This is a genomic window from Crenobacter luteus (genome assembly GCF_004345725.1).
GTDB classification, from domain to species: domain Bacteria; phylum Pseudomonadota; class Gammaproteobacteria; order Burkholderiales; family Chromobacteriaceae; genus Crenobacter; species Crenobacter luteus.
In genome coordinates this window covers 54616-78148 of the sequence record NZ_SLXG01000009.1, presented here as the reverse complement: position 1 = coordinate 78148, position 23533 = coordinate 54616, and the positions used below count along the sequence as shown (strand labels likewise).

28 protein-coding genes and 1 tRNA gene are annotated in these 23533 nt (G+C 68.3%); 13 read left to right on the top strand and 16 right to left on the bottom strand.

The window, feature by feature from the left end:
* Window positions 1–18: 18 nt before the first annotated feature.
* The gene (locus EV683_RS07400) at window positions 19–912 is read right to left on the bottom strand and encodes a universal stress protein (RefSeq protein WP_066609648.1); all 894 of its coding nucleotides are present in this window, start codon (window positions 910–912) and stop codon (window positions 19–21) included.
* Entirely contained in the window at window positions 909–2561 is a 1653-nt protein-coding gene (locus tag EV683_RS07395; RefSeq protein WP_131862352.1) for a cation:proton antiporter, read from the bottom strand. The genes EV683_RS07400 and EV683_RS07395 overlap by 4 nt, the downstream gene beginning before the upstream one ends.
* A gap of 229 nt (window positions 2562–2790) precedes the next feature.
* Here EV683_RS07395 and EV683_RS07390 point away from each other — a divergent pair, with 229 nt between their 5' ends.
* The 3 genes from EV683_RS07390 (at window position 2791) to EV683_RS07380 (ending at window position 6084) form a co-directional block, all read left to right on the top strand.
* Window positions 2791–4170 carry a sodium-dependent transporter gene (locus tag EV683_RS07390; protein ID WP_131862351.1) on the top strand — a complete coding sequence of 460 codons (1380 nt, stop codon included), beginning with the start codon at window positions 2791–2793 and terminating at the stop codon, window positions 4168–4170.
* 125 nt (window positions 4171–4295) lie between these two features.
* Window positions 4296–5678, top strand: a complete 1383-nt coding sequence (gene dbpA, locus EV683_RS07385; RefSeq protein WP_207910419.1) for an ATP-dependent RNA helicase DbpA — start codon at window positions 4296–4298, stop codon at window positions 5676–5678.
* Between the two features lie 151 nt (window positions 5679–5829).
* On the top strand, window positions 5830–6084 hold the full coding sequence (locus tag EV683_RS07380) for a hypothetical protein (protein WP_131862349.1): 255 nt from the start codon (window positions 5830–5832) through the stop codon (window positions 6082–6084).
* Between the two features lie 73 nt (window positions 6085–6157).
* Here EV683_RS07380 and EV683_RS07375 read toward each other — a convergent pair whose 3' ends face one another.
* Together EV683_RS07375 and EV683_RS07370 are read right to left on the bottom strand one after the other, a co-directional pair.
* Window positions 6158–6697 (bottom strand): DUF1003 domain-containing protein, encoded by a 540-nt coding sequence (locus EV683_RS07375; protein ID WP_066609635.1) that lies wholly within the window; start codon window positions 6695–6697, stop codon window positions 6158–6160.
* A gap of 94 nt (window positions 6698–6791) precedes the next feature.
* A complete protein-coding gene (locus EV683_RS07370) occupies window positions 6792–7460 on the bottom strand; it encodes a glutathione S-transferase family protein (RefSeq protein ID WP_131862348.1) in 669 nt (222 codons plus the stop codon).
* 126 nt (window positions 7461–7586) lie between these two features.
* On the opposite strand from EV683_RS07370, the gene EV683_RS07365 reads away from it, so the two are divergent.
* A complete protein-coding gene (locus EV683_RS07365) occupies window positions 7587–8228 on the top strand; it encodes a phosphoribosyltransferase (RefSeq protein ID WP_131862347.1) in 642 nt (213 codons plus the stop codon).
* 103 nt (window positions 8229–8331) lie between these two features.
* On the opposite strand, the gene EV683_RS07360 is transcribed toward EV683_RS07365, so the two are convergent.
* Entirely contained in the window at window positions 8332–8853 is a 522-nt protein-coding gene (locus EV683_RS07360; RefSeq protein WP_131862346.1) for a hypothetical protein, read from the bottom strand.
* Window positions 8854–8946: 93 nt separating this feature from the next.
* Window positions 8947–9258 (bottom strand): YciI-like protein, encoded by a 312-nt coding sequence (locus EV683_RS07355; RefSeq protein WP_131862345.1) that lies wholly within the window; start codon window positions 9256–9258, stop codon window positions 8947–8949.
* Between the two features lie 155 nt (window positions 9259–9413).
* Here EV683_RS07355 and EV683_RS07350 point away from each other — a divergent pair, with 155 nt between their 5' ends.
* The 6 genes from EV683_RS07350 (at window position 9414) to EV683_RS07325 (ending at window position 13326) form a co-directional block, all read left to right on the top strand.
* On the top strand, window positions 9414–9728 hold the full coding sequence (locus EV683_RS07350) for a hypothetical protein (RefSeq protein ID WP_066609627.1): 315 nt from the start codon (window positions 9414–9416) through the stop codon (window positions 9726–9728).
* 109 nt (window positions 9729–9837) lie between these two features.
* Window positions 9838–10509: a ceramidase domain-containing protein gene (locus EV683_RS07345; protein WP_131862344.1), complete on the top strand. Its 672-nt coding sequence runs from the start codon at window positions 9838–9840 to the stop codon at window positions 10507–10509.
* Between the two features lie 28 nt (window positions 10510–10537).
* A complete protein-coding gene (locus tag EV683_RS07340; protein WP_131862343.1) occupies window positions 10538–10954 on the top strand; it encodes a M67 family metallopeptidase in 417 nt (138 codons plus the stop codon).
* Window positions 10951–11232: a MoaD/ThiS family protein gene (locus EV683_RS07335; protein ID WP_131862342.1), complete on the top strand. Its 282-nt coding sequence runs from the start codon at window positions 10951–10953 to the stop codon at window positions 11230–11232. The genes EV683_RS07340 and EV683_RS07335 overlap by 4 nt, the downstream gene beginning before the upstream one ends.
* The gene (gene moeB / locus EV683_RS07330; RefSeq protein ID WP_131862341.1) at window positions 11229–12395 is read left to right on the top strand and encodes a molybdopterin-synthase adenylyltransferase MoeB; all 1167 of its coding nucleotides are present in this window, start codon (window positions 11229–11231) and stop codon (window positions 12393–12395) included. The genes EV683_RS07335 and moeB overlap by 4 nt, the downstream gene beginning before the upstream one ends.
* Window positions 12385–13326 carry a PLP-dependent cysteine synthase family protein gene (locus EV683_RS07325; protein WP_131862340.1) on the top strand — a complete coding sequence of 314 codons (942 nt, stop codon included), beginning with the start codon at window positions 12385–12387 and terminating at the stop codon, window positions 13324–13326. The genes moeB and EV683_RS07325 overlap by 11 nt, the downstream gene beginning before the upstream one ends.
* Window positions 13327–13338: 12 nt before the next feature.
* Here the strand turns inward: EV683_RS07325 and EV683_RS07320 are convergent, their stop codons facing one another.
* Window positions 13339–14079 (bottom strand): CBS domain-containing protein, encoded by a 741-nt coding sequence (locus tag EV683_RS07320; RefSeq protein ID WP_131862339.1) that lies wholly within the window; start codon window positions 14077–14079, stop codon window positions 13339–13341.
* 283 nt (window positions 14080–14362) lie between these two features.
* Between EV683_RS07320 and EV683_RS07315 the strand changes: the two genes are divergently transcribed.
* The gene (locus EV683_RS07315) at window positions 14363–14575 is read left to right on the top strand and encodes a DUF3460 family protein (RefSeq protein ID WP_131862338.1); all 213 of its coding nucleotides are present in this window, start codon (window positions 14363–14365) and stop codon (window positions 14573–14575) included.
* Window positions 14576–14650: 75 nt separating this feature from the next.
* Here EV683_RS07315 and EV683_RS07310 read toward each other — a convergent pair whose 3' ends face one another.
* The 4 genes from EV683_RS07310 to dinB form a co-directional block, all read right to left on the bottom strand.
* On the bottom strand, window positions 14651–15043 hold the full coding sequence (locus EV683_RS07310) for a hypothetical protein (protein ID WP_066609616.1): 393 nt from the start codon (window positions 15041–15043) through the stop codon (window positions 14651–14653).
* Between the two features lie 103 nt (window positions 15044–15146).
* Window positions 15147–15620 carry an aminoacyl-tRNA deacylase gene (locus EV683_RS07305; protein ID WP_066609614.1) on the bottom strand — a complete coding sequence of 158 codons (474 nt, stop codon included), beginning with the start codon at window positions 15618–15620 and terminating at the stop codon, window positions 15147–15149.
* 212 nt (window positions 15621–15832) lie between these two features.
* Window positions 15833–15917 (bottom strand) — tRNA-Tyr (locus EV683_RS07300).
* Window positions 15918–15934: 17 nt separating this feature from the next.
* Entirely contained in the window at window positions 15935–17164 is a 1230-nt protein-coding gene (gene dinB, locus EV683_RS07295; protein ID WP_131862337.1) for a DNA polymerase IV, read from the bottom strand.
* Window positions 17165–17300: 136 nt separating this feature from the next.
* On the opposite strand from dinB, the gene EV683_RS07290 reads away from it, so the two are divergent.
* Window positions 17301–17807: a DUF1993 domain-containing protein gene (locus tag EV683_RS07290; RefSeq protein ID WP_066609611.1), complete on the top strand. Its 507-nt coding sequence runs from the start codon at window positions 17301–17303 to the stop codon at window positions 17805–17807.
* A gap of 80 nt (window positions 17808–17887) precedes the next feature.
* Here the strand turns inward: EV683_RS07290 and EV683_RS07285 are convergent, their stop codons facing one another.
* Window positions 17888–18961 carry an RNA methyltransferase gene (locus EV683_RS07285; protein ID WP_131862336.1) on the bottom strand — a complete coding sequence of 358 codons (1074 nt, stop codon included), beginning with the start codon at window positions 18959–18961 and terminating at the stop codon, window positions 17888–17890.
* Window positions 18962–19150: 189 nt separating this feature from the next.
* On the opposite strand from EV683_RS07285, the gene EV683_RS07280 reads away from it, so the two are divergent.
* Window positions 19151–19348: a hypothetical protein gene (locus EV683_RS07280; protein WP_066609608.1), complete on the top strand. Its 198-nt coding sequence runs from the start codon at window positions 19151–19153 to the stop codon at window positions 19346–19348.
* 343 nt (window positions 19349–19691) lie between these two features.
* On the opposite strand, the gene EV683_RS07275 is transcribed toward EV683_RS07280, so the two are convergent.
* From EV683_RS07275 to EV683_RS07260, 4 genes are all read right to left on the bottom strand, one after another.
* On the bottom strand, window positions 19692–20153 hold the full coding sequence (locus tag EV683_RS07275; protein WP_131862335.1) for an MEKHLA domain-containing protein: 462 nt from the start codon (window positions 20151–20153) through the stop codon (window positions 19692–19694).
* A gap of 338 nt (window positions 20154–20491) precedes the next feature.
* Window positions 20492–21163: a hypothetical protein gene (locus EV683_RS07270; RefSeq protein ID WP_131862334.1), complete on the bottom strand. Its 672-nt coding sequence runs from the start codon at window positions 21161–21163 to the stop codon at window positions 20492–20494.
* Between the two features lies 1 nt (window position 21164).
* On the bottom strand, window positions 21165–22199 hold the full coding sequence (locus EV683_RS07265; protein ID WP_131862333.1) for a ParA family protein: 1035 nt from the start codon (window positions 22197–22199) through the stop codon (window positions 21165–21167).
* A gap of 228 nt (window positions 22200–22427) precedes the next feature.
* Window positions 22428–23519 (bottom strand): ribonucleotide-diphosphate reductase subunit beta, encoded by a 1092-nt coding sequence (locus EV683_RS07260; protein ID WP_207910418.1) that lies wholly within the window; start codon window positions 23517–23519, stop codon window positions 22428–22430.
* Window positions 23520–23533 lie beyond the last annotated feature (14 nt).

Sequence of the window (23533 nt, the reverse complement as noted above, 5' to 3'; positions counted from 1 at the left end):
TCGGCACGGTCGCTTGCTTCAGCCGCCGGCCACCGACACCAGGATGTCGCTCTGGGCGTTCGCCAGCACGTGCCGGGTGACGCTGCCCAGCAGCATGTCCTCGAGCATGCTTTCGCCGTGCTTGCCCATCGCGATCAGGTCGCAGTCCTGCTCCTGCTCCTGTTCGAGGATGCGCAGCCAGGCGTCGCCGTGCAGCACGGTCGGCGTCGCCTCGCCCGGGGCCAGTCCCGCCGCGTCGGCCAACCGTGCCATTTTCTGTAGCGCGTCCTGCCGCGCGGCGGTGCGGTAATGGCCGATCGCGCCGTCGTCGACGCCGGCCAGGCGCAGCTTGCCCTCGAAGGGTACGTCGAAGGCGTGCAGCAGTACGATGTGGGCGGCCGGGGCGACGGCGCGCGCCAGTCGCAGCGCCGGCAGCGACGAGGCGGAAAAGTCCACCGGCACCAGCACGCGGCGGTAGGCGTCGTGCGGAGGCTGTTTGACGACCAGCATCGGGTGGCGGATCTTGCGCACCATCCTTTCGGCGGTGGAGCCGAGCAGAAGGTGGCGCATGAAGCTCGCGCCGCGCGCGCCCAGCACGACGAGGTCGGTGCCGGTCTTGCGCGCCGCTTCGTGGATTTCTTGCGGAATGGCGCCGTTGGCGATGCGCACGCCGGCGGCGACGCCGTACCGGACATGCAGTTCCTCGGCCAGGAGGAGGACGTCGTGACGGAGCGCGTCGAGCACCCGATCCTCGACGCCGCCGGGCAGCTCGCCGACCAGGCGGCGTAGCTTGTCCAGCGGTGCGGTGCTGGCGATGTGCAGGAGCTCGAGCGTGGCGCCGCGCTCGCGGGCCAGCAGCGCGGCGCGCTGGGCGGCGTGGCGGGCGGGGGCCGACAGGTCGGTGGCGGCCAGCAGGTGGCGGATAGCGGTCATCGTCTCTCTCCCTTGTCGTCGAGTTCGCGGGCCAGTTCGTCCGCCGCGCGCCCGGCAGCGTCGGCGTAGGGGTCGATCACCTTGTCGACGCCGGCGCGGCGCATCGTCTGGCCGTGCGCCTCGTCGCGCGCGACGCCGGCGACGCGCCCGCGAAAGCCGGCCTCGTGCAGCGCGTGCGACAGCGCGCGGGTGTCCCACTGCGGCAGGGTGCTGACCGCCCAGCGCAGTTCGCCGATCGGCAGCGACTCGAGAAAGCCCGGGTCTTCCGCGTCGCCGAAGTGCGCCGGCAGGCCGCGGCGGCGCAGCCGGCGCACGGTTTCGGGGTCGAAGTCCACGCCGAGTGCGCCTACGTTCCTCTCGTGCAGCCGTTCGAGCAGGCTGCCGCCGTAGCGGCCGAGGCCGAACACGACGACGTCGACCGGTTCAGCGTTTCGATGCCGTTTTTCCATCGCAAGTTCTCGGTGCGGGTGGCGCCGTTCGAAAATGCCCAGCCATGGCGACAGTTTTTCGTACAGCGGCTGCGAGTACAAGATCATATAGGTCGACGCGGCGATGGTGCCCAGCCCGACCAGGGTGGTCAGCCCCAGCGCCCCGACGCCGACGTGGCCGAGCGAGATGCCCATCGCGACGAAGACGATGGAGAATTCGCTGATCTGCGCCACGGTCAGCCCGGCCAGGAAGCCGGTGCGCTTGCGGTAGCCCATATAGCCCATGATGGCCATCACGATCAGCGGGTTGCCGAGCAGCACGAACAGCGACAGCACGGCGGCCGGCAGCAGTTCGCCGCCGAGCGTCGCGAAGTCGAGCCGGGAGCCCAGGTCGATGAAGAAGAACAGCAGCAGGAAGTCGCGCAGCCCGACCAGGCGCGCGTTGATCGCGTCGCGGTAGCGGGTCGAGGCCAGCGAGAAGCCGGCGAGGAAGGCGCCGGCCTCCTGGCTGAAGCCGGCCGCCTCGCCCAGCGCGGCCAGGCCCGTCCCCCAGGCGACGGCGAAGATCAGCAGCAATTCCTGCGAGCGCGCCATCAGGTGGACGAGGCCGGGCAGGATGAAGCGCATCAGCAGGTAGAGCAGCAGGGCGGCGGCGCCGACCCGCCAGGCCAGCGACAGCGCGACGGCGGACGCCGGCGCTCCGTCGCCACCGCGCAGCGCGCTCATCGCCATCATCGCCAGCACCACCGCCAGGTCCTGCACGATCAGGAAACCGACGGCGATGCGGCCGTGCAGGCTGTCGAGCTCGCGCTTGTCGGACAGCAGCTTGACGATGATGATGGTGCTGGAAAACGTCAGCGCGACGGCGATGTAGAGCGCCTCCAGCGCGCCCTTGCCCAACAGCAGCGTCAGCACGAAGCCGAAGGCGATGGTGAAGCCCAGTTGGCCGAGGCCGGTGGCCAGCGCCACCGGGCCGATATGCCGCACATGCTGCAGGTCGAGCTTGAGGCCGACGACGAACAGCAGCACCGCGACGCCCATGCGGGCCAGAAGATCGACCTGGTCCTGCGCGGCGACCAGGCCGAGCCCGGCCGGCCCGGCGAGGATGCCGATCGCGATGTAGGCGATCAGCACCGGCTGGCGCAAACGCACCGCGACGGCGCCGGCAGCCGCGGCGACGATCAGGAGCAGGGAGAGTTCGGCGAACGCGCCGTGCGGCATCGATGACGCCTCCTTCGGGTGACGCCGCCGGGGAGGGCGTCATGCTCCAGTTAAGACGGACGGCTCGCGCCGGGTCAACCGCGCCGGCCTAGACTGAAGCGTCGTCCGGCGGCGACGGCTTGTGCGGTGGCGGGGACGGCGGCACAATGCGCGCCCCGGCCTGCTGGCCACACGGCGCCGTCCCGCCACGAGCGGTCAGGCGGCCCGCGAAAACCCCACGAGGCGATTCATGACGCAAGCTGCACCTTCCGCCGTCGCCAAACCGGCGCGCGACGGCTTCACATCGAGTTTCGGCGTGCTCGCCGCCACCCTCGGCTCGGCGGTCGGGCTCGGCAATATCTGGAAATTCCCCTACCTGACCGGCGCCAACGGCGGCGCGGGTTTCCTGCTGGTTTATCTGGTCGCGACGCTGCTGGTCGCGCTGCCGGTGATGATCTCCGAGATCATGCTTGGCCGGCGCGCCAAGGCCGACGCGGTGACGACGCTGGTGCGGCTCGCGCCTCGCCGTCAGCCGTGGTGGCTGATCGGCGCCTTCGGCGTGCTGGCGGCCTTCCTGATCCTCGCTTTCTACTCCGAGGTCGCCGCCTGGGTGTTCGCCTACATCTTCAAGGCGGCCGCCGGCGACATCCTGACCACCGACCCGGCGCAGGCGTCGCAGTCCTTCGCGAGCCTGGTGTCCGACCCGGTCGCCTCGCTCGCCTGGCAGTGGGTGGTGCTGCTCCTGATCGGTGGCATCATCCTGATGGGCGTATCCAAGGGCATCGAGGCGGTCACCAAGAAGCTGATGCCGCTGCTGTTCGTGCTCTTGATCGTGATCGGCGTCAGGAGCCTCACTTTGCCGGGCGCGTCGGCCGGGCTCGAATTCCTGTTCGCGCCGGATTTCTCGCGCATCACGCCGGCGGTGGTGCTGACCGCGATGGGGCTGGCCTTCTTCAAGCTGTCGATCGGCATGGGCACGATGATGACCTACGGCAGCTACTTCCGCGCCGACGAGAACGTGCCGGCGACCGCCTTGCGCGTGATGAGCGCCGACCTGTTCGTGTCGATGCTCGCCGGCGTCGCGATCTTCCCGGCGGTGTTCGCCTTCGGCTTCAAGCCCGAGGCCGGGCCGTCGCTGCTGTTCATCACCATCCCGGCGGTGTTCGCCAACATGCCGTTCGGCCAACTGTTCCTGGTGCTGTTCTTCGTGCTGGCGGCGATCGCCGCCACCGGCGCGATGCTGTCCATCCTCGAGGTGCCGGTGTCGGTGATGAGCGAGCGGCTCGGCGTCAGCCGCAAGAAGGCGGTGGTGGTGAACCTTGCGCTGTTGGCCGCGATCGGCTCGGTCTGCGCGCTGTCGAACAGCCTGACCGCGCACTGGACGCTGTTCGGCCTGAACGCCTTCGACCTGTTCGACTACGTGTCGTCGAACATCCTGATGCCGGTCGGCGGCATTGGCCTGACGGTGTTCGTCGCCTGGGTGTGGGGCCGGCCGCGCTTCGAGGAGGCGCTGTCCAACGGCGGCCGCCTCGCCAACAGGGGCGTGCTCGACGTGCTGTTCTTCGTCACCCGCTGGGTGACGCCGCTGTTGATCCTCGCGGTGATGCTCAAGGGCCTCGGCGCCTTCTGAGCGCCGCCACGCCCGGCAAACCGGCCCGCGCGGCCGGTTTTTTCGTTTCCGGCCCGGCGCGCGGCTGGCCGCGGCGGCGCGCGCCTGCTACACTCGGCCCCTTTTCTTCGCGCCAAGTCCTTGTGATGACTGATCTTTTTTCCAGCCTGCCGCTGCCGGCAGCGCAACTGGCCAACCTCGAACGCCTCGGCTACGCGACGATGACGCCGATCCAGGCCGCCAGCCTGCCGGCGCTGCTGGCCGGCCGCGACCTGATCGCGCGCGCGCAGACCGGCAGCGGCAAGACCGCCGCCTTCGGCCTCGGCCTGCTGGCGCGCTTGAACCCGCGCTACTTCGGCACGCAGGCGCTGGTGTTGTGCCCGACGCGCGAGCTGGCCGACCAGGTCGCCAAGGAGATCCGCCGCCTGGCGCGCTTCGCCGACAACATCAAGGTGCTGACGCTGTGCGGCGGCAGCCCGATCGCGCCGCAGCGCATCTCGCTCGAGCACGGCGCGCAGGTGGTGGTCGGCACGCCCGGCCGCGTGCTCGACCATGTCGAGCGAGGCACGCTCAAGCTCGACTCGCTCAAGACGCTGGTGCTCGACGAGGCCGACCGCATGGTCGACATGGGCTTCTACGACGAAATGGCGCGCATCGCCGACGCCTGCCCGCGCGCGCGCCAGACGCTGCTGTTCTCGGCCACCTACCCGGATGCGATCCGGCAGCAGAGCGCGCGCTTCCTCGCCGATCCGCTCGAAGTGTCGGTCGAGGCGCAGCACGGCGACGAGCGCATCGCGCAGACCTTCTACGAGGTCGAGCCCGAGGCGCGCGCCGCCGCGGTCGCGCGGCTGCTGCGCCACCACCGCCCCGAGTCGGCGATCGCCTTTTGCAACACCAAGGCGCGCTGCCGCGAGCTGGTCGACGCGCTGAGCGGCGAGGGCATCGCCGCGCTGGCCTTGTCGGGCGAACTCGAGCAGCGCGAGCGCGACGAGGTGCTGGTGCGCTTCGCCAACAAGAGCTGCACGCTGTTGGTCGCCACCGACGTCGCCGCGCGCGGGCTCGACATCGCCGGGCTCGACCTGGTGATCAACGTCGACCTGACGCCCGACCCCGAGGTGCACGTGCACCGCATCGGCCGCACCGGCCGCGCCGGCGAGTCGGGCCGCGCGGTCAGCCTCGCGACGCCGCTCGACGGCCGCCGCGTCGCGCAGATCGAGGACTACCAGGGCCGCCCGGCGCGCTGGGCGCAACTGGCCGAGCTGCCGCCGGCCGACCCGGCGCCGCTGACGCCGGCGATGGTCACCGTGCAGATCCTCGGCGGCCGCAAGGACAAGGTGCGCCCCGGCGACATCCTCGGCGCGCTGACCGGCGAGGCGGGCCTGCCGGGCAGCGCGGTCGGCAAGATCGCGCTGTTCGACCACGTCAGCTACGTCGCCGTCGAGCGCGGCTTGGCGAAAAAGGCGCTCAAGCGCCTGGCCGAGGGCGGCATCAAGGGCCGGACCGCCAAGGCGCGGCTGATCGGTGCCTGAGCCGCCGGCACAACGCGGCCAGCGTTGACGCGGTGCTGCCTGTCCGGTCGCTACGCCGACACTGGCGCCGCCTCGCCCGTCCGGTTTCCTGTCCGCCCGATTTCAACCGACGCTCGGCCAACGTTGGCCGAGCCTTCGCGGGAGCAAGACCATGATGAGCTTCATCGCCGCGCGCATCGACCGTCACGAAATCATCCTGGTCAACGCGCGCCTCGACGGTTACCCGGCCAATTTCCGGCTCGAGCCGGCGGCCGTCGACGCCTTCTTCGCCACGTCGACCGGCAACGCCGACGCGGCGCTGGCGCTCGTAGAGGCGCAGTGGCCGCGCATCGCGCCGGCGCTGGAAAAGCTGGTGCGCCGCTACGGCAACGACTTTCTGGCGACCGTCGCGCTCGTGACGCCGTGAGCCGTCGTCCGGCAACGAAAAAGCCCGGCCAACCCTCAAAGGTTGGCCGAGCTTTTTTACGGGGCGCGCCGGTTCAGGCGCCGCCAGCCGCGTCGCGCTGGCCGCGCTTGATCTGGTCGAGGTCGGACAGCACCTGCCAGGTCAGGTGGTCGATGCGCTTGTGCAGCTCGTCGATCGACGCGTCGGCCCTCAGGTTGACCTCGAAGTCGCGGATCATCGTCATCCGGTCGCGCGCCGCCTGGCGGTTCTGCGACATCATGATGATCGGCGCCTGGATCGCCGCCAGCATCGACAGCATCAGGTTCAGGAAGATGTAGGGGTAGGGGTCGAAGGCCCTGGCGCCGAGCAGTTCGGAGTTGATCAGCGCCCAGCCGGACAGGAAGGCGGCGAACAGGCCGATGAAGGTCCACGAGCCGCCGAACTCGGCGACGCGGTCGGCCAGCCGCTCTCCCAGCGTCACGCCTTCCTCGGGCAGTACGGCGTCGCTGCGCGTCGCCTGCAGCCGGCGCGAGATGCGCATCAGCGCGTGCCGCTCGCGCTCGCCCAGCCCGCCGATGCCGGTGTGCAGGAGGTGTTCGGCCAGGTAGCGGATGTGTTTGTCGTCTTGCTTCATGGCGGCCTCCCGGTCATCGCGTTGCAGAAAACGCGCCGACCTTACGGACTCCGCGCTGACGCAGCAAGTGCGCGGCGGTGACAATTGGTAAGCGTCAGCGCGGCAGCTCGTACGGCCCGCCCCGGTCGAGCGCGCGGCGGTAGGCCGGCCGGTCGTGGATGCGCGCGAGGAAGGCCTTCAGGTGGCGGTGGCGCTCGGCCAGCGCGCCGCGCGTCAGCGCCGCCTCGAGCGGAAAGCTCATCTGGATGTCGGCGGCGCTGAAGGCGTCGCCGGCGAACCACGCACGCTCGGACAGCTCGGCCTCGAGGTAGTCGAGGTGCAGCCGCAGTTGCGGAGCGAGGTAGCCCTTTTGCACGCCGGCCGCGATCAGCCGCGCGACCGGCCGCAACAGCATCGGCATCGGCGGGCGGGCGAGGCGGGCGAACACCAGGCTCATCACGAGCGGCGGCATCAGCGAACCCTCGGCGTAGTGCAGCCAGTAGCGGTAGCGCAGCCGGCCGTCCTCGTCCTGCGGCTGCAGGCGGCCGTTGCCGTAGCGCTCGACGAGGTAGTCGACGATGGCGCCCGACTCGGCGACGACCCGCCCGTCGTCGACGATCACCGGCGACTTGCCGAGCGGGTGGACCGCCTTCAGCGCCGGCGGCGCCAGCAGCGTTTTCGCGTCGCGCTGGTAGTGGCGGACCTCGTAGGGCAGGCCCAGCTCCTCGAGCAGCCACAGCACGCGCTGCGAGCGGGAATGGTTCAGGTGGTGGACGGTGATCATCGCGGGGCCTTGCGCAGGGTCAGGATGCGGTCATGATAAACGCGTGGCGCCGCACGGCAAGGTTGGCCGAGCTAGTCTTAGGAGGGCGCGAGCCGTTCGCTGCGCCGCATCCGCCGGAGGCCCTTCATGCAATTTAACGACCGTGAACACGCCGCGCGCATGCTCGCCGCGCGCCTCGTTCCCGCCTACGGCACCAGCTGCCCGCTGGTGCTGGCGATTCCGCGCGGTGCCGTGCCGATGGCGCGCATCCTCGCCGACGCGCTCGGCGGCGACTGCGACGTGGTGCTGGTGCGCAAGCTCGGCGCGCCCTTGCAGCCCGAGCTGGCGATCGGCGCCGTCGACGAGGCCGGCCGCGTCTTCGTCAACGACTTCGCGCGCCAGACCGGTGCCGACGACGCCTACCTGGCCGAGCAGACCAAACGCGAGCTGGCGCGGATCCGCGAGCGGCGGCGGCGCTACACCGGCGGCCGGCGCCCCGACGTCGCCGGCCGCACGGTGATCGTCGTCGACGACGGGCTGGCGACCGGCGCGACGATGATCGCGGCCTTGTCGGCGCTGCGCCCGCAGCGGCCGGCGCGGCTGGTGTGCGCGGTGCCGGTCGCGCCGCCGGACACGCTGGCGACGGTATCGCGCTACGCCGACGAGGTGGTCTGCCTCGAAGCGCCGCCCGCCTTCCAGGCGGTCGGGCAGTTCTACCGCGATTTCCCGCAGGTCGACGACGACGAGGTCGTCGCCATCCTCAATCCGCCGTCGCCCGGGGCGCGCTGAAGCCGCCCCGTGCCCAAGCTTGGCCGAACCCGTCGGTTTGCTTGCCGGCGGCGCCGACGAAAAAGCCCGGACTTCGTCCGGGCCTGCGCGTCGCGCGCCGCCGTCAGCGCATCAGCGACGGAGCGTCTTCGCCGTCGTCGACCTCCATTTGCCGGTAGGCGTCCGCCGTCACCACGCCGAAAGCCAGGTGCGCGATCAGCATCGGCCAGCCGCGCAGCTCGGCAAACCACGGGTAGAGGGCGGTCATGCCGTAGAAGTTGACGAGGTAGACCGCCAGCCCGAACACCGCGCCGACCAGCGAGGCCATGCCCCAGCTGGAGTCGAAGTGGAACGGCGCCATGACGAGGCCGAGCAGCAAGCCCAGCGCGACCGCGAGCGCGAAGTGCACCGCCAGCGCGGCGAGCGCGACGCCGAAGTCGAACGCGGCCGGCGCGGCGAGCGCCCCCGGCCCCATCACGATCGCGGCGATGTGGTGCGTCGGCGACCACAGGCCGGCGCCCGTCAGCGACGCCATCAGCATGGCCAGCACGAGGAAGACCACGCCCCCGGCGAGGCCGGCCAGGGCGGCAGCCCGCCAGTCGGGCAGTCGGTGCGTCATCTGGTGCGAATGCATGTGAAGATCCATGGCCATCTCCCCGGTTTCGCGCGCCGCCGGATCGGCGCGCCCATGTGCCTGTTTCGACAGCGAAAAGCGGCGAAAGTGCGACGCGCCCGCTGCCTAGCCCCAGTCGTGCGGCCGCGTCGGCTCGACGGCGCCGTCGCCGACCACCGTCCTCCACTCGCGTACCCACCAGCGCGTGACCAGGCCGTGGCTCACGTAGGGGTCGGCCTGGGCGAAACGCTCGGCCACGCCGGGCGTCGGGCCGGAAAACAGCAGCACCGCGCCGTCGACCGGATCGCCCAGCGCGCCGGCCAGCAGCAGTTCGCCGCGCGCGTGCGCTTCCCAGGCCAGCGCCAGGTGGGCGTCGCGAAACTCGCCGCGGCGCAGCAGGTAGTTGCGGTCGAGCTCGTAAAACAGCAGATAGTGCATGGAATCTCTCCCGTGTAGGCCGCCGCACGGGCAGCGCATGGTCCGGCTTTAACCATAAGCCGGGCGTCCCGGGCGTGAAAGCGGCACAAGGCGCCCGCCGCCGCCGGCTAAGATGAAATGGCCGCACACCGTGCGCGGGATCGGAGGGGACGAAGATGGACGAGACGGGCAACAGCGACGCGATCCGCCGTTACCAGGCGGCGCTGGAACACATGGAAACGCTGCGCGAGCAACGCTACGGTGCCGCCTACGCGCTGGCCTCGCTGCTGCACGACGCGGTCGCGCGCGGGCCGGGCGATTCGCTGTGCGAGATGGACACCGCGCTGGCGATGGCGTTGTCGACCGAGCTGCACCGCCTCAACGGCGAACTGGCGTCGGCGGTCGACGCGCTGAACGCCGCGGCGAGCGCCGCCGGGCGGCCGCCGGTCTCCTTCGTCAAGCCGGGCGGCGAGACGCAGGATCCGGCCTGAGGCCGGCCGCGGCGATCTCCCGATCCCGGCCGCGCCGGGCAAGACGGCTCGGCCATCCCGCGTGTAACGCGGCGCGCTTACGCTGGCGTTTTTGCCGCCACGAAACGCCATGTCCGACGTCGACCTCTACTGCGAGCGCCTCGCCGCCGGCCTGTGGGCCGAGCCGGTCAACACGCTGAGCGACCTTGCCTTTCTCGCCGCCGCCGTCTGGCTGTGGCGACGCGCCGACGCCGCCGGCGCATGGCGCGCGCGCGGACGCGTGCTCGCCGGGCTGGCCGCGCTGATCGGCGCCGGCAGCTTCGTCTTCCACCTGACCGGCGCCGGCTGGGCCGAGTGGCTGGACGTGCTGCCCATCCTGCTGTTCCAGTTGACCTTCATCGCGGCTTACGCGCGCGGCGTCGCCGGCTGGCCGCGCGTCGCGGTCGCCGCCGCGCTACTGGTTTTCGTCGCCGCCGGCGTCGTCGCGTCGGGGTTCCCGGCGTGGTTGAACGGCTCGCTCGGCTACCTGCCGGCGCTGGCGGTGTTGGCGGCGATGTTCGCGGCCGAGCGCGACGCGGGCCGCGCCGGCGCGCGCGACCTGGGCGCCGCCGCCGCGCTGTTCGTCGTGTCGCTGGCGCTGCGCTCGGTCGACAACGCCTGGTGCGCCGCCTGGCCGTTGGGCACGCACTTCGCGTGGCACGGCCTGAACGCCGTCGTGCTCGCGCGCGCCGGCGCGGGCCTGCTCGCGAGCGGGCGGGCCGCGTCGGGGGGCGGTTCTATACTGGGGTACGGAAAGACTTAGCCCGCGCCGGGCGCGGGTGGAGGGCGAAATGGCGACGCTGCGACTGCCGCCGCCGGTGCGCGCCGAGCTGGAAACGGCCGCGCGCGCCGGCTATCCGCACGAGGTCTGCGGCCTGCTGATCGGCGCGCGCGACGGCGACGATTGCCGCGTCGACGCGATGCGCACGGCGCGCAATCTGAACCGCGAGCGCGCGCGCGACCGCTACGAGCTCGACCCGGCCGACTACCTGGCGGCCGAGACTGAGGCGCGTGCGGCCGGGCGCGAGATCGTCGGCGTCTGGCACACCCATCCCGACCATCCGGCTGCGCCGAGCGAGACCGACCGCGCCGCCGCGTGGGAGGGCTGGTCCTACCTGATCCTGTCGGTCGCGCGCGACGGCGTGCGCGAGCTCGCCTCGTGGCGGCTGGCCGGCTCGGCCTTCGAACGGGAGGAGATCGCGTCATGAGCGTGCGCATCCGCATTCCCACCCCCTTGCGCGGCTATACCGCCGGCGCCGCCGAGGTCGATCTCGAGGCCGCGACGGTGGCCGAGGCGATCGCGCAGCTGGCCGCGCGGCACGAAGGCATCGCCGAGCGCCTGCTCGACGAGGCGGGTCGGCCGCGCGCCTTCGTCAACCTCTACGTCGGCACGCACGACGTGCGCACGCTCGCCGGGCTGGCGACGCCGCTGGCCGACGGCGACGTGGTGTCGATCGTGCCGGCGGTCGCGGGAGGGACACGATGAAGGCGAAGGACAGGACGTTGGCCGAGCTGCGGGCGCGCATCGCCGAGGTCGGCCCGGCCGAGGCGCTGGCGCTGCAGGCCAGGGGCGCGGCGCTGGTCGACGTGCGCGAGGCCGACGAGATCGCGCAGGGCAGCCCGCCCGGCGCGCTCAGGCTCGGGCGCGGCTTTCTCGAACTACGGATCGAGGACGCGGTACCCGATTTCGATCAGGCGCTCGTCGTGATGTGCAACGGCGGCACGCGCTCCCTGTTCGCCGCCGACAGCCTCGCGCGCATGGGCTACACGACGCTCTACTCGATGGCCGGCGGCTTCGCGCGCTGGAAGGCCGAGGGCCTGCCCGTCGAGCGGCCGTCGGCACTCGGCGCGGCCGATCGCGAGCGCTACGCGCGCCACCTGGCGATACCCGAGGTCGGCGAGGCCGGGCAGGCGAGGCTCCTGGCGGCGCGCGTGCTGCTGGTCGGCGCCGGCGGGCTCGGCTGCCCGGCGGCCGTCTACCTGGCGGCGGCCGGTGTCGGCACGCTCGGCATCGTCGACCCCGACGTGGTCGAGCGCAGCAATCTGCAGCGGCAGATCCTGCACGCCGAGGCCAAGGTCGGTCTGCCCAAGGTGCGCTCGGCGCGCCAGGCGCTCGAGGCGCTGAACCCCACCGTCCGGGTCGACAGCTACGAGGAGCGGCTCAGCAGCGCCAACGTCGAGGCGATCTTCGCCGGCTACGACGTCGTCGTCGACGGCTCGGACAACTTCCCGACGCGCTACCTCGTCAACGACGCCTGCGTGAAGCTCGGCATCCCGAACGTGCACGGCTCGGTCTACCGCTTCGACGGGCAGGCGAGCGTGTTCTGGCCCGGCTATGCGAAGCGGCGCGGGCCGTGCTACCGCTGCCTGTATCCGGCGCCGCCGCCGCCGGAGTTCGCGCCCTCGTGCATGGAGGCCGGCGTGCTCGGCGTGCTGCCGGGGGTCATCGGCCTGATCGAGGCGGTCGAGACGATCAAGCTCCTGCTCGACATCGGCGACCCGCTGGTCGGCCGCCTGCTGTGCTACGACGCGCTCCGGGCCGAGTTCACCGAGCTTGCGCTCGCGCCCGACCCGCACTGCGCCTACTGCGCGCCCGGCCGCACCTTCCCCGGCTATGTCGACTACGAGCGCTTCTGCCATGCGGCTTGACGCGGCGACGCTGCCGGCGGCGGCGCGCGCGCTGATCGAGCGCATCGGCCGTACGCCGCTAGTCGAGCTGACGTTGGCCGAGCTGCCGGCCGGCAGCCGGCTGTTCGCCAAGCTCGAGAGCGTGAACCCCGGCGGCTCGATCAAGGACAGGCCGGTGGCGCGCATGCTGCTCGAGGCGTGGCAGGCCGGCACCTTCGCGCGCGGGCGGCGGCTGCTCGACTCGTCGTCGGGCAACGCCGGCATCTCGTACGCGATGCTCGGCGCCGCGCTCGGCGTCGGCGTCACCATCGTCGTGCCCGGCAACGCCAGCCGCGAGCGGCTCGAGCGGATGCGCGCACACGGTGCCGAGCTCGTCGTCACCGACCCGATCGAGGGCTACGACTTCGCGCTGCGCGAGGCGCGCCGGCTGGCGCGCGCCGACCCCGACCGCTACTGGCACTGCGACCAGTATTCGAACTGTCACAACTGGCTGGCGCACTACGACGGCACGGCCGGCGAGATCGTCGCGCAGTTGGCCGAGCGCGGACTCGGGCCGCCGGACGCGCTGGTGGCCGGCATCGGCACCGGCGGCACGCTGACCGGCGCCGGCCGGCGCCTGCGCGAACTCGACCCGGCGCTGCGCGTCGCCGCGGTGATTCCCGAGACCTTTCCCGGCATCGAGGGGCTCAAGCCCTACGGCGAACCCGGCGACATCGTGCCCGAGCTGCTCGACGAGGCCCTGATCGACGAAACCTGCCCGGTGAGCGCCGACGAGGCGGTCGCGATGTGCCGGCGGCTCGCCGCGCTGGGCCTGTTCGTCGGGCCGTCGTCGGGCGCCTTCGTGCACGCGGCGCTGCGCGTCGCCACGGCGCGCCGGCCGGCGCGCCTCGTCACCTTCCTCAACGACGGCGGCGAGCGCTACGTGTCGACCGGCATGTGGCGGCGCGACTGAGCCTCGTCCGCGTCAGGGGGCCGGGCGGCGCCTGCCCGCCCGCGCCTCGTCCCCGTCCGGCTCGAGCACCGAGCCCGACAGCGGGTCGAACCAGGCCAGATGGTCCTCGACGGCCTTGACGCCCGGCGTGTTCTCGGCGGCGACGCGCAGCGCCTCGCGCTCCCACTCTCCGGTGATCGAACCCTTGAGTGCGACGACGCCGTCGTGCACCTCGACGCTGATCAGCTTCACCGGCGCCCAGTCCGACTGCTCGAGCTCGGCCCACAGCCGGGTGCGGATCTCCTCGTCCGAGGCCGGCGTCGGCGCCTCGTCGGCGGGCGGGGCCAGCGTTTGCAGCAGGTCGGCGCGGCTGACGATGCCGACCAGCCGGCCGTTGTCGACCACCGGCACGCGTTTGACGCGCGCGCGCTTCATCGTGTCGACGATGGCCTCGAGCGGCGCCTCCGGCGTCACGACGATGACCTTGGCCGTCATCACGTCCTCGACCTTGTGGCTGTGCGTGTGCACGTACTCGGCCGCCAGCCGGCCGGGCGGCAGCAGCAGCTCGAGCCAGTGCGGGCGCTTCTTCACCGTGCCGGTTTCGACACGGCGCAGCAGGTCGCCTTCGGTCAGGATGCCGACCAGCGCGCCGGCCTCGTCGAGCACCGGCAGGCCGCTGATGCGCTGCTGCAGCATCAGCCTGACGGCGTCCTCGAGCGGCGTGTCGCGGGTGACGGTCAGTACCCGTCGCGTCATCACATCGGCGGCTTTCATGGTCGGGTGTCCTCTCGGAATGGGTCGGAAGGCAGGCCGCGCGGCGCGCGGAATCTGTAGCCAGTATAGCGGCGCGCGCCGGCCGGACCTTGGCCGCGGTCAAGGCCGCGGCCCGGCGTGCCGTCGTGCGCGTCGGGTGGTGCGGGTTTTTTGCCGGCGGAACGGGGTCGGAAACGCCGCAGGAAACGGCACGAATCGGACCGGTGCGGCGGGTGGCGAGCGGCTATCTTGAGGAGGGGCGTCGCGCGTTCGACGCGGCGCAGTGAAAGAGGAGGGCATCGCGATGCGCACCGGGCACAGCCACTATCGGCCGGGGCACGACGGTTATGTGTCGCCGTTCACCGAGTTCATGGACCACTTCCTCGAGGACCACCCGGAGGTGGTCGAGGACCAGCGGCGCGGCTGGTACCGTTTCTGGGACCACAAGGCCGACTTCGACGAGATGCTGAAGGAAAGGCAGGACAGCGTGCCGGTCAAGGGTTACGACTACTTCTGACCGTGACGCAGCAGGGCTCGGCCAACCTTGTGAACGGGTTGGCCGAGCCCTTCTTGCGGGTGGCGGGCGTGCCGCCTACCGGCCGCGCAGCGCGCGGTAGTCGCGCAGCACGGCGGCGGCGTGCCGTTCGGCGCCCGCAAGCGCCTCGGCCTGCGGCCAGCCGGCGTAGCCGGCCGGCGCCTCGAGCGCGCGCAGCGCGCGCAGGCCGGCGGTGCACAGCTCGACCGCGAGGTTGAAGTCGCCCGGGCTGAGCACGCGGCCGTTGCGGATCTTGCGGTAATGCAGCGCGCACACGCGCGCGTACTGCTGCGCCGTCTCGTGCGCGGCGAAGGCGCCACCCTTGTCCATCGTCGCGAACAGCTGCATCAGCGCCTGGCAGGCGGCCTCGGCGCGCGCGTAGCGCTGGGCCTCGGCCGACTTGGCGGCGGCGGGCGTGCCGGTCTGGGTCTTCTTCGGTCTGGCGGCCATGCGGCGGGGTCCTCGCGGGGCGGAATGGCAAAGGCGGCATTCTACCGCGCGCAGCAAAACGCCGCGCGGGCGGCGCGGCGTGCCGGGTGGGCGAGCGGGACCCTCAGTCGCGCTGGCTGAAGTGGCGGCGCTCGGCGTTCTTCATCAGCTGCATGAAGGCCTCGGTGCGCATGTGGATCAGCTTTTGGTGGTCGCCGGCCTCGAAGTAGACGTCGGGCTGGCGCAGCAGCGATTCCTCGATCACGGTGGCCATGCCGCCGTAGGCGGCGGTCAGCGGCGGGATCGCGCCGACTTCGCAGTCGCGGAACAGTTCGGACAGTTCCTCCTCGCGCGCGAAGCGCAGCTGGCGGCCGGTGTCGCGGTTGAGCTGGGCCAGTTGCACATGGCAGCTGGCCGGCAGCACCGCCGCGAGATAGCCCATATCGTCTTCGAGCAGCACCGTCTTGGCCAGCCGGTCGCCCGGGACGTGGGCGAGCTCGGCGGTCTGCATGCTGTACTGGCTGGTCGGATGCCAGACCACCTCGTAGGGCATGCCGGAGCGGTCCAGGTATTCGGACAGGGTGATTGCAATCGCCATGATGCACCTCCTCTTGCCGCCGCCCCGGCGGACCGGGGCGGCGCAGTGGCCGGCGCGCGTGCGGCCGGCGTCTTCAGGGGCGGAAGGGCGCGGGTCCGGCGGGCGATGCGCGCGGCGCGCCTTCCACCTCTTAGCATAGCCGCCGCGGGCGCCTTGCCGTAGGCGCAAAAGCGAACGGCCCGGGCGCGTGCGCCTGGGCCGTTCGGGAATGCTGGTGGAGGGAGAAGGATTCGAACCTTCGAAGGCAGAGCCGTCAGATTTACAGTCTGATCCCTTTGACCGCTCGGGAATCCCTCCAAAAGAGGAGGCGAATACTAACGGCGCGCGGCGGCCTCGTCAAGCGCGCCGCTTCGCCCGCCTTGGCCGAGGCCGTTCGACGGCCTTGCGCCCGGCGCATCGTCGAAGGGCAGTTCGCCCTGCAGCGGCGCGGGCGCCACGCTGGCGGCCGGCGCGAGGCCGGACACGCGCACGCCCAGCAGCCGCAGCCGCCGCTGCAGCGGCACGCGCCTGACGCATTCGGTCGCCGCGCGGCGGATCTCGGTCGCGTCGGCGGTCGGCGACGGCAGCGTCAGGTCGCGCGTCAGCGTCCTGAAGTCGTCGTAGCGCAGCTTGACGCCGACGGTGTGGCCGACGTAGCCCTTGCGCGCCAGGTCGTCGGCGACGCGCCGGCACAGGGCGGTGAAGGCGGCCGACAGCGCCGGGCGGTCGAGGCGCGGGTGCAGGTCGCGCTCGAAGGTGGTCTCGCGGCTCATCGACTTGGGCTCGGAATGCACCACCAGCGGCCGCTCGTCGATGCCCTGCGCGACCTCGGCCAACCACGCCGCGTAGCTGCGGCCGAAATGCGCCTGCAACACTTCCGGCGCGGTACGCGCCAGCTCGCCGACGGTATGGACGCCGAGCGCGGCCAGCTTCTCGCTCGCCTTGGGGCCGATGCCGTTCACCTTGCCGACCGGCAGCGGCCAGATGCGCAGCGGGATGTCGGCCTCGGTCAGCAGCGTCAGCCCGTCCGGCTTGTCCAGTTCCGAGCCTATCTTGGCCAGCAGCTTGTTCGGCGCGACGCAGATCGAGCAGGAGAGGCCGGTCGCCTCGCGCACCGCCCGCTTGATGCGCGCGGCGATGTCGGCCGACTCGTCCGGCAGGTCGCTCAGGTCGATGTAGATCTCGTCGATGCCGCGGTCCTGGATGCGCGGGGTGAAGGCGGCGACCGCCGCCTTGAACAGCCGCGAATAGTGCCGGTAGGCGTCGAAGTCGGCCGGCAGCAGGATGGCGTCGGGCGCCAGCTGCGCCGCCTTCATCATGCCCATCGCCGAGAACACGCCGAGCGCGCGCGCCTCGTAGGTCGAGGTCGTCACCACGCCGCGCCCGACATAGTCGCGCAGCCGCGCGAAGCGGAGCCGGCCGTCCGGCAGTTGTCGCGGCGCCGCGTCGCGGCCGCCGATCACCACCGGCAGGCCGCGCAGCTCCGGATAGCGCAACAGCTCGACCGACGCGTAGAAGGCGTCCATGTCGAGGTGGGCGATGCGGCGGGGGGCGGGGCGGGACATGTCGTCATTGTAGGGCCAAACGCACCGCGCGGGCCGGGCCGGGCGGCGCCGCCCGTCAGGCTTGTGCCGCGCCGGACGACCGCCATAATCAGAAAGCGGCCGGCCGTCGCCGCGCCGTTTCACGCAAGGAGTCGCCATGTCCGTATCCATGTACCAGGCTTCGATCCCGGGCTTGATCCGCTCGCTGGAAAGCCTGGCCGCCATTCTCGACAAGGCCGAGCGGTACGCGGCCGAGCGCGGCATCGAACCGGCGGCCTTGCTCGGCGCGCGGCTGGCGCCCGACATGTTCCCGCTGCTGCGGCAGGTGCAGATCGTCAGCGATACCGCCAAGGGCTGCGCGGCGCGGCTGGCCGGCATCGAGGTGCCCGGCTATCCGGACGACGAAACCGGTTTTGCCGAACTGAGGGAGAGGCTGGCGAGGACCGCCGCCTTCCTGCGCGGCGTGACGCCGGCGCAGCTGGACGGCAGCGAAACGCGCGAGGTGGTGCTGAAAATGCGCAGCGGCGAGCTGACCTTCACCGGGCTGGACTACCTGTTCCAGTTCGTGCTGCCGAACTTCTATTTCCACTTCACCACCGCCTACGACATCCTGCGCCACAACGGGCTGGCGATCGGCAAGCGCGACTACCTCGGCCAAGCCTGACGCCGCACCGCCGCCCGAACGAAACCCCGCCGGGGCCAGTCGCCCGGGCGGGGTTTTTGTCCTGCTGGCGCGGCGGCCGCTCAGCCTTGCGGCGGGGCGGGGTCCGGCTGGCCGGCGCGCGCACGGCGCGCCAGCCGGCTGCTGTCGATCACGCCGACGGCGCGGGCGCGCAACTGGCCGCAGCCGCCGTCGATGTCCTGTCCGGCCGAATCGCGCACCTTGGTCAGCACGCCGTGGCCGTGCAGGTAGCGTTTCATCGCGTCGATCGCTTCGCCTGCGGGGCGCTGGAAGCCGTCGCCCTCCACGCTGTTGTAGGGGATCAGGTTGAGCACCGCGTACTTGCCGCGCAGCAAGCGCACGAGCGCGTCCATCTCGTCGCGGCTGTCGTTGACGCCGGCCAGCAGCGTCCACTGGTACTGGATCGGGTAGTCCACGCTGCGCGCGTAGGCCTCGCCCAGCTCCACCAGCTCGGCCGGGGCGATGCGCGGCGCGCGCGGCAGCAGTTGGGCGCGCAGCTCGGCGCGGGTGGTGTGCAGCGACAGCGCCAGCGCCGGCTTGATGCGCTGCTGCGGCAGCCGCTCGAACACGCGCGGATCGCCCACGGTGGAAAACACCAGGTTCTTGTGGCCGATATTGCCGTCGCTGCCCAATAGGTCGATCGCGTCGAGCACGTTGTCGAGGTTGTGCGCCGGCTCGCCCATGCCCATGAACACCACCTTCTTCACCGGCCGGATGCGCCGCGCCAGCGCCACCTGCGCCACGATCTCGGCGCTGCCGAGCTGGCGCAGCAGGCCGCTCTTGCCGGTCATGCAGAAGGTGCAGCCGACCGCGCAGCCCACCTGGCTCGACACGCACAGCCCGCCGCGCGGCAACAGCACGCTCTCCACCATCTGGCCGTCGTTGAGCGCCACCAGCAGCCGCAACGAACCGTCCGCCGCCTCGTGCTGCGACTGAATGCGCGCGAGCTTGTCCACCCGCTCCGCGATCGGCGGCAAGCCGTTGCGCACCGACAGCGGGAAATAGTTTTCGCTCTTCTGGTAGCGGGTGCCGGCGTCCAGTGGCAGGCCCTTCAGCCAGGCGCGGTTGATGCGGCCGATGTGGCAGGGGAGCGCGCCGATGGCGGCGAGGGACTGGTGGAATTCTTGGAGGCGCATGGGGGTTTCTGATGCCGAGGCGGTGCAGGGCACGGGTTTTGCTCAAGGGGCGTAGGGTACCGCAAGCCGGGGCGCGGCGGGAGGGCTTGCGGGCGTGGCCAAACCTTCCGTGGCATGGCGTTTGCTGCCATAGTGGCGGGGCCGGCACTTCTCTTGCCGGCTACGACACGACAACAAGGGCCCAGCACCATGGCAAAAAACGATCTCGACCCCGAAACCCAGGCACTCATCGACTGGTGCAGCGAAGTGGAAGCGCTCTTCGTCGCCGCCGGCGCGACGTTGGCCGAGGCCCGCGCGCATATCGAGGAACAGGCCGAATGGTTCACCGACCAGTTTTACGAGGGCCTGTCGCCGGAAGAAGCGGCCAAGGCCGCGCTCAACGATTGATCCCCACTTGAGGCGCGGCGCGCTTGCCTAGTGCAGCGCCTTGCGGAGGATTCCCCGTCCGCAGGCGCCCCGAAGGCACGCAAGCCGTACCTCGACCCGTACCCCGCCCGCCGCACCATCCTTTCGCCACAGCGCTTTCACGCCTTCGATCCCGACCCGCACCGGCACGAAATCCCGTCGTATGCCGGCGGCTCTCCGTAACGCAGTCACCGATACCCCGTAGGCTTGTCGCGATGCCGCGCGCCCGATCCGCCGGCCGCGCGGTGGCGCAGGCCCGTGCCGTACCCCCAAGGGGCAAAAGCTTGGCCGAGCCCGGTTATGAGAGCACGCCGGCCGGGGCGGTTCAGGCGTCGCGCCAGTGCCGGTAGGTGGCCGCCTGCCCGTGGTATACGCCATCCTCGTCGATCAGGTTCCACACCGTCACATCCTCGATCCAGAACCGCCGTCCATCCCTGGCGATGCGCAGGCCGCGATAACCGGCGGCGAAACCGTCGCGCTGCACCGCTTCGAGCAGGCGCTGGCGCTCGTCGCGGTTCGGCGCCTCGGCCGACAGCCGCGACTCCAGCCGGGTGAACTCGTCCCAGTCGTAACCGAAACAGCGCTGCGCGGTGCGGTTGGCGTACACGAACACCGGGCTTTCCGCCGTGTCGTGCGCCAGCACGCAGAACGGCGCGTCCTCGTACAACCAGCGCATCGCCTCGGCCTCGGCCAACGTGGGGTCGAGCAGGGGTTTGCTGGTCAAGCGGTGGTGGCTGCCGATCAGCAGGCGGAAGAAATCGGGATCGGCGAATAGCGGCGGGGTCATAGGGCGTCGGGGGAAAGTGAAGAGGATGTTAAGAGCCGCTAACAAAACCTCAATCGAGCAACCGTAAGGTCTTGATCCGGCATGCACCGGCTCGCGGGGAAAGTAGGTTTTGTTAGCGGCTCTAAGCATGCCTCGACTGGCGAGTGCTACGCCATACCCATCGCAGAGCGCGCTAGCAGGGGCAAGGGTGCGCTTGTAGGAAGGCTCGGCCAATCTTCGAGGCAAAGAAAGGATGGCCGAGGGAGCGAGCAACAAGGCGGGATGCCGCTGTGTGGCTTCCCCCTGCCTGATTTGCAAATTCCGGGCTGCTGGCTGGGCTATTGCCCAAATTTTTTTAATTACGCTGTGGTAACAAATCTTGGGTGAGAGATGGTCTTGCTAAAGACGTGGTCAAAATAATTTCCGAGCCAATAGTATTTTTCTCGGACGTTGTCAGATGTGACTGTCTGGCTAAGCAGAGAGGCAACTTTACCTTCGACTTCTGTTACGTTCCTTTCTTTGAAGTAATCTATAAATTTTATGCCATCACTTTCTTCTAGAATGTAAATTTCGCTAGGTATTGTTTTGTCAGGGAAGACCAAGTCAAGTAGGTCGTCCGATAGGATTATTCTTGGAAATCGTGCCCTTGAGCTCTCAAGGTGGTAAGCCCCAATTAGCCCATCGCTGAACAGGAAAGTCCCATCAATAAAGTGCTTTCCATGCGCAACACCTCCCCGACACAAAAAACCAGCCAAAAACAAGCGATATTGATAATCAGCAATTTCCGTGACGAATGATCCGAACGAATTTTTTTCGTTGTTAAAAGGGGCTGATATAACAATGGAGTCAGAAAATTGTGTTATTTGATAGCCTTTTTCAGAGAAAACTTTGGCAGTCTCATCGTGAATTTGCTTTAATTTCTCCACGTATTTTCTCTTGCCGGGTGGTTGCTTGCAGTCGTGAAGCACCATTTCGGAGAAGCCGAGTAGGTCAATAAATGCCACAAAATTCAACTCTAACGCAACGGCCACGTCACTCTCCCAGCTGCGCAGAAATTGTATTCAGTAGACTCTCGTAGTTGCTGATCCGCTCGTGAGCCTGATCCCAAGTAACCCCTGTCCACGTTGTATCATCTGACGTTAATTCAAAAATTGGTTTTCCTGTTTCATGCATGATGGGCCCCAAGCCGCCAAAATCAGGGATTTGTGCAATTAAACATGTTTCTTTTTCTAGTCCGGAAGTTAAGTCTAGGTCAGGGGATGAATATTTCCTTAGTATTGGTAGTAAGTTGCTGTCAATCGCATCGGGGATTTGTTTTATCCAGTATTGGTAGCTTTTCTTTGGCACCCCTTTGTATGTTTTAAAGAATTGGGAGATGACGCCTAAAAATTTAGGTTTTCCAAGTCGAATGGGGAGTCCCATCGCTTTAAAGTCTTCATATATCTGTTCGTGCTCAAGCATCCATCTGTCTAGTATGGATGATAAGGTTTTAATCGCTTGAACATTAAATCTATCGGCGGCGACTGGAACGAAAAATGCATCGCATGCTAATACTAAGCTGCGAGTGAGAGCTCCTGAACTTGGGCCTACATCAATTAACACGCAGTCGATTTTGTTTTTCTCGGCAAAGCGCACAAGGAAGTCGCCCAAGGCAACGTAATTTCTTTTTTCGTGTGTTTTTGATGAGAAGCGCTGGATGTGTGACTCTGCGAGTTTATCCTCGATGGAGGATAGGTCGACGCTGCCCCGTATAAGTAATAGATTTTTATTTATTTCTATCGCTTGAGCGCGCTCTATATCCACGCTCGCCTCTTCGCCATCTAGGCGAGGAGATAGTATTTCAAGTAATGAATTGCCTGGAATTGCGATCGGCTTTGAGCTTGCCTCTTCTTCCTCATCAAGCTCATTTAATTTATTTGCTAATAGAAGTTCAGTAATGTTGCATTGAGGGTCGCCATCTACAACTAATGTTCGCTTATCATTTTTTGCTAAATAATGGGCAAGATTGAAGGTGGTTGTTGTCTTGGAGACGCCGCCTTTGTGATTGTATAGGCAGAAAATAATCATCTTGAAGTCAATTGCCTTATAGGTAAAGTAGATTAATTTTATTGGCTAGGGTTCTGGTTTGGGTGTGCTAGCTATGTAGATATTTTATGGTGGGTTTATGAAGATGTTTCCATTTTCAATCTGGTCCCGCCTTTCTGGCGGACTATATATGCCGTATTCCGATGGCAAATACAAAAGGCACACCATGGTGTGCCTTTTGCATATTTTATCTCGGAAAAAGATGTCAAATCAATCCCAGCTCAACGCCCCGCCGGTCTGGTACTCGGTCACGCGCGTCTCGAAGAAGTTCTTCTCCTTCTTCAGGTCGATCATCTCGCTCATCCACGGGAACGGGTTGGTCACGCCCGGGAACAGCGGGTCGAGGCCGATCTGCTGCATGCGGCGGTTGGCGATGAAGCGCAGGTATTCCTTGAACATGTTGGCGTTCAGGCCCAGCACGCCGCGCGGCATGGTGTCTTCGGCGTAGGCGTATTCGAGTTCGACCGCGTGCTTGAACAGGTTGGTGATCTCGGCCTTGAATTCCTCGGTCCACAGGCCCGGGTTTTCCAGCTTCACGGTGTTGATCAGGTCGATGCCGAAGTTACAGTGCATCGACTCGTCGCGCATGATGTACTGGTATTGCTCGGCGGCGCCGGTCATCTTGTTCTGGCGGCCGAGCGCGAGGATCTGCACGAAGCCGACGTAGAAGAACAGGCCTTCCATGATGCAGGCGAACACGATCAGCGACTTGAGCAGTTTCTGATCGGCTTCCGGGGTGCCGGTCGTAAAGTGGGGGTCGGTCAGCACGTCGATGAACGGGATCAGGAATTCGTCCTTGTCGCGGATCGACTTGATCTCGTGGTAGGCGTTGAACACTTCGCCTTCGTCGAGGCCGAGCGACTCGACGATGTACTGGTAGGCGTGGGTGTGGATCGCCTCGTCGAAGGCCTGGCGCAGCAGGAACTGGCGGCATTCCGGCGCGGTGATCTGGCGGTAGGTGCCGAGCACGATGTTGTTGGCGGCGAGCGAGTCGGCGGTGACGAAGAAGCCGAGGTTGCGCTTGACGAGGCGCATTTCGTCTTCGGTCAGCTGGCCGGTCTTCCACTGCTCGATGTCGCGCTGCATGTTCACTTCTTGCGGCATCCAGTGGTTGGCGCACTGCGCCAGGTACTTTTCCCACGCCCACTTGTACTTGAACGGCACCAGCTGGTTGACGTCGGTCTGGCCGTTGATGATGCGCTTGTCGGTGACGTTGACGCGGCCGGTGCCGTGCTCGTTCAGGCCGTTGCGCATTTGCGGGGCCGGAGCGGGGGTGGTGATGTCGCTGTCGAAGTCGAGCATGGGTTTTCCTTATC